Source organism: Staphylococcus sp. GW821-FHT11H10 (assembly GCF_058807855.1).
In genome coordinates, this window is record NZ_JBXARC010000044.1 from 1 (window position 1) to 4,764 (window position 4,764).

The window sequence follows — 4,764 nt, forward strand, 5'->3', positions numbered from 1 at the left end:
CCAAATACGAAAGTGGAATTATTAGATAAAGATGGCAATGTTATCGGTTCGGGTACGACAGATGATACAGGTCATGTGACGATTACACCGACAAGACCTATTCCTGTGGGTAATGTCTCTGCGAAAGCTTATGACAATGCGGAAGTTCCTAATGTTGCGACTTCTCAACCGAAGAAAGCAACTGATACGACACCTCCGACAACACCGACATTAGATACTGATTTAGGTGGTAAAGCTGGTACTCAAACACCTATTACAGTGACAACAGATCCAAATACTCATGTTGATTTACTTGATAAAGACGGTAATATTATTGGTTCGGGTACGACAGGTGATACAGGTCATGTCACGATTACACCGACGAAACCTATTCCTGAAGGTAATGTCTCTGCCAAAGCGACGGATAATGCAGAACATCCGAATAGTTCTACATCTCAACCGAAAAAAGCGACTGACTTAACACCTCCGGTAAAACCTTCAGTTGTTGGAACTCTAGATGGAAAAGCGGGAACAAAAGATCCTGTTGAAGTAGTAACCGATCCGAATACAAAAGTGGAATTACTGGATAAAGATGGTAATGTTATCGGTTCGGGTACGACAGATAGTACGGGTCATGCGACAATTACACCAACGGTGCCTATTCCTGAAGGTAACGTCACTGTGAAAGCCACTGATAATGCGGAACATCCAAATAGTTCTACGTCTGATCCTGTTAAAGCAACTGATACAACGCCACCAACGGCGCCTGTGGTTACTAGTGATTTAACTGGTAAAGCAACAACCACTGATCCTGTTGAAGTTACTACAGATCCAAATACACATGTTGATTTACTTGATAAAGATGATAATATTATTGGTTCGGGTACGACGGACAGTAATGGTCATGTCACGATTACACCAACAAGACCTATTCCCGAAGGTGATGTTTATGCTAAAGCAATAGATAACGCTGAACATCCAAACATCTCTATATCTAAGCCTGTAAAAGCTACTAAATTGATTGTAAAATCTCATAAAAAAGAAGCTAAAAATGGCCATTCAAAAGAGAATGAAAACCACAATTCAAGAAAATCTAAAAATACAATACGTGATGAAAAAGGAAATAAAATTAATACTAGTACTAAAAAGAAAGTAAAAGATTTACCAAGTACTGGTAAAAAAGAGTTAACTAATAATTCTTTACCATATATAGTTACACTACTAGGTAGCTTTGCTTTACTAATTAGTAGAAAAAGAGAAAGAAAAGATAACAACAGAAATAAGTAATTTTAATATAGATACTAATTAGAAAAATCCACTGAAATCTTAAATGATATCGGTGGATTTTTGATTTTAAATATATTCATATTAGACTATAAAGTTCATATAGAAGTATCAATTGAGAACATGATTTTATCAATGTAAATTAATGAAGATTAATTAAAGGAAAAAATATTTATCCTAAAGATCTTTAATTGAAATTTAACTGATAAAATATTCTAATGTTTTATGCTTTAAAAAACTATTAATTCACGTCAAAAAATTCTGTAATTTTTAATTGTATAAACTTACATCTACACATATTTTTGTCGAATTATTTCATAAATACTAATTTAGTTAAAAATCCACCTCATTTATCAATGTATTAAAAAGGGACTACTATTTTTAAATGTCACAACATTTATTATTAAATGAATGATATAATAAAATTATATAAATTAAGTTTGATTTCTATCTTTAGTATGAAATTAAACTAACAGATATATGTAAAGAGTTAAATTGAAATGTTTTAAATATTAACTGTTATTAATTTAATTAATTTTCATTAAAAATTGTAAAGGAGAATATCGCACCTATGAATCAACATAAAAAATTACAAAAATTTAGCATTCGTAAATATGCAATCGGTACTGTTTCAACCTTAGTAGCGACATTCGTGTTTTTAGGAGTAAATCATGATGCTCAAGCTAGCGAACATTTAAATCCCACTCAACAACATACGAATAACAATCCAGAAAATTCAATTAACGAAAGCTCTAATACGTCAATCAAACCTTCAGATAATAAAAATACCACAGGTCAGGTTCAATCAAATCAAACAAGTGACACTATTAGAGAAGCTAAATTAATTCAACAAACTAATAATAAACCACAATTCAATAAAGATTCAAGTGTATCAAAACAACCATCAAACACGCATGTTAGAAAAAAGAGAGCTAGTAATTCAGATGAAATTGAATTTAATAGAGTAGTAACAGGAACAGTTGATAATCCATCTAATGCTGCAACAACTAATTCATCATTAACGCCAAATGATCAGCAAGCACCGCTTATTAAACCAACATTCATTACAAGTGTGGGAGATGCAGCTAATACGAAAAGACCAATTGAAATTTTGACTTCTCCTAATACTGACGTAGCTCTATTAGATAAAGATGGTGCAACGATGGGTACTGGAAGAACAAATGAAACTGGTCATGTCACTATTATTCCACAACAATGGATTCCTAAAGGTGATGTTTCAGCGAAAGCCACACGTGGTTCAGAAAGCGTAACATCAGATCCTGTGGAAGCGTTAAATACAGACCCTCAACATAGACCATTTGTAATTGAAGTCACAACAGATCCTTTTACAAGAATTGAATTAAGAGACAAATATAATAAACCACTTGGAGCTTCTAGAACAAATGATAAAGGGCACGCATACATTGTACCTACAAGACCTATACCAGAAGGAAATGTAACAGCAGTAGCTACCGACGATAGTGGAAATTCATCTACTTCAGATCCTAAAAAAGCAACCGACACTACGCCACCTGATAAACCAAATATTCATACAAATTTAGTGGATAAAGTAGGTACACTAACTCCTATAGAAATCACTACTGACCCTGATACTAAAGTGGAATTGTTTGATAAAGATAATCACTTAATTGGTAGTGGGATGACAGATCATACTGGACACATAACAATCACTCCTAGTAAACCATTAGTTGAAGGAACTATTACAGCAAAAGCTACTGATGACGCTGAAACGCTAAATAGTAGTTATTCAGATCCGGTAAATGTAACGGATTTAACACCACCAATTTTACCTAATTTAGAAACTGACCTAACTAGTAAAGCGGGTACTCAAACACCGATTACAGTAACAACTGATCCTAACACAACAGTAGAATTGTTTGATAAAGATGGTAACAGTTTAGGAAAAGGGACAACTGATACTGATGGACACGTAACGATTATACCTAATCGACCAATTCCTGAAGGCGATGTTACTGCAAAAGCGACTGATAACACAGAACATCCGAACAGTTCTACTTCTCAACCTAAAAAAGCAACTGACACAACACCACCTATCGTTCCAACATTTAATACAGATATAGCTGGTAAAGCGGGTACCCAAACACCAATCACTGTAACGACTGATCCAAACACTACGGTAGAACTGTTTGATAAAGATGGTAACAGTCTCGGTTCAGGTGAAACAGATGGTACAGGTCAAGTGACAATCATACCTACGAAACCAATTCCTGAAGGTAATGTCACTGCTAAAGCGACTGATCATGCTGAACATCCAAATAGCTCAACATCTGATCCAGTGAAGGCAACTGATACAACGCCACCTACAAAGCCATCTGTTGTAGGTAGCTTAGATGGTAAAGCGGGTACTACTGATCCAGTAGAAGTTACGACTGACCCAAATACAAAGGTCGAACTTTTAGATAAAGATGGTAACGTCATAGGTTCTGGAATTACTGATGGTACTGGTCATGCTTTCATTACACCAACAAAACCAATTCCTGAAGGCAATGTTTATGTAAAAGCAACTGACAATGCAGCACGACCAAATAGTTCGGTTTCTAAACCTGTTAAAACAACTGATACAACACCACCACCTAAACCAGTAGTAAAAGGTAGTATGAATGGTAAAGCAGGTACTAAAGATCCAATTGAAATTATCACTGAACCGTACATTAAAGTAGAAATACTTGATAAAGATGGACATGTCATTGGCTCTGGAAAAACTGATAAAAACGGTCATGTAATAATTAAACCAAACAAACCATATCCTGAAGGTACAATTATTATTAAAGCTACAGATAATGCTCAGCCACCGAACAGTTCATTCTCAGATCCAATTAAAGTAACTGATACAACGGCACCAACAGAACCAAAAATTCATACAACACTGATTCATAAAGCTAATACTAAGACACCAGTGAAAGTTACAACCGATCCTTATACACTTGTCGAATTGTTGGACAAACATGGACATGTCATTGGTAAAGCTACGACTGATGGTAACGGTAATGCTACTATAAAACCAACAACACCAATACCAGAAGGTGAAGTAACAGTAAGAGCTACTGATAATGCTCAACATCCAAATAGTTCTTTATCTAAACCAGTTAAAGTAACATTAGCAGATAATGATAGAGCACATAAAAATGGTCGTCGTACTAACAATACAAATCAAAAAGATTCAAAACACAATAGTGGAAATACAGGTGATCAAGGTGATAATTTGAGTGGCTATAATCAAAATGATAGCAATCAAAATACTGTTAGATCTTTACCTAACACAGGTTACAGCAATAGTGAATCATCAACTGCATTCTTAATGACTTCACTATTGAGTGGTATCGCATTATTATCAAGAAAATTTAAAAAAGAAGAGAAGTAATGGCTTTTTTAATTGACTAAAAAAGAGTCTGGGACATAAACCCTAGAGAAATAGCCAGTAAATGAGTTTTAACAATTTCATTTACTGGCTTCTTTATT

General features: G+C 34.5%; 1 protein-coding gene and 1 pseudogene. Both read left to right on the forward strand.

Features of this window, described 5'->3' with window-relative positions; translation table 11 throughout:
- Positions 1–1,266 (forward strand): annotated as a pseudogene (locus tag AC1RRU_RS12430) (YSIRK signal domain/LPXTG anchor domain surface protein); the annotation flags it as partial.
- Positions 1,267–1,834: 568 nt separating this feature from the next.
- A complete protein-coding gene (locus AC1RRU_RS12435) occupies positions 1,835–4,666 on the forward strand; it encodes a YSIRK-type signal peptide-containing protein (RefSeq protein WP_053023402.1) in 2,832 nt (943 codons plus the stop codon).
- Positions 4,667–4,764: the final 98 nt, after the last annotated feature.